1 protein-coding gene is annotated in these 1079 nt (G+C 38.8%); it reads left to right on the forward strand.

The genetic code is table 11. The features are described from left to right. On the forward strand, nucleotides 1-1079 hold a 1079-nt coding region (locus E1163_RS00300; protein ID WP_185155884.1), incomplete at both ends, for an IPT/TIG domain-containing protein.

Consider the following 1079-nt stretch of genomic DNA (forward strand, 5'->3'; position numbering starts at 1 on the left):
AGGATGCAACCAAGACGATGATACGGTTACCCCAGATAATACCCCTGCACCAAAAGAAGAAGAAAATCCTCATATAGAAGGTGTAAGTCCTCAAAGCGGATATGCTGGGCAAATTGTCACAATTAGCGGCTCTAATTTACAGGCCATAGACCAGCAAACTTTAGTAACATTTAATGGAGTCGGAGCCAAGATAACCTCAACAAATAAGTCCGAGTTAAAAGTTGAAGTGCCTGAAGGGGCAGAAACCGGATTTATATCCTTGACAGTTGGAGCGAAAACCGTGGAAGGCCCAAAATTCACAATTTTGTTTCCTCCTACTATCACAAGTTTCAGTCCGGACACCGTTATTATAGGTGATACTGTTAGAGTTTTTGGACAAAACTTTGCTCCCGATAAAAGTGATAATTTCATCTTTTTATCAAATTCAGAGCCAATTGAGGCTCTAAAAGCTTCAGAGAATGAGATAAACTTCGTAGTGCCCGAAAAAGCGTCAACAGGGATTATCAAGCTGGTTTCTGGTGACTCGAGTACAATTAGCAATGATCAACTTGTTATTTTGAGAGATATACCTCGAGAAAACCTAATTTTTTTCACTCCTTTTAATGGAAATGCTATCGATGAAATTACAGGGAATGATGGGAAAACTGCCGGCCCATCGTTAGTTAAAGACAGATTCGGAAGCCTTAATAATGCTTTCTATTTCGATGGTATTGATGATCACATATCCTATGATGATCAGTTTCTTTCTCCTGAAGAACCAATAACTTTTTCAATATGGGTTAAAACAGAAACTTTGAATGGCTCCCGAATTTTTCAAACAGATTCTTACCTTCTGTTCATCGAGGATAATGGAAAATATGGATTAACGATATGTGGCGTATCAAATGGTGGCTCTACTGGTACTTGCAGAGCAGAACGAACCATAGCTACAAACGACTGGACTAATATCACTTTTACCTACGACTTTAAAACTGTTGAATTGTTTCTTAACGGCTCGTCTTTCCGTTCATTTGATCTTTTAGAAGAATCATTTCGCGATCGTTCACTACAGGAAATTTCTATTGGAAAAAGTGCCACCG

The sequence above is a fragment of the Fulvivirga kasyanovii genome (genome assembly GCF_009711405.1).
GTDB classification, from domain to species: Bacteria; Bacteroidota; Bacteroidia; order Cytophagales; family Cyclobacteriaceae; genus Fulvivirga; species Fulvivirga kasyanovii.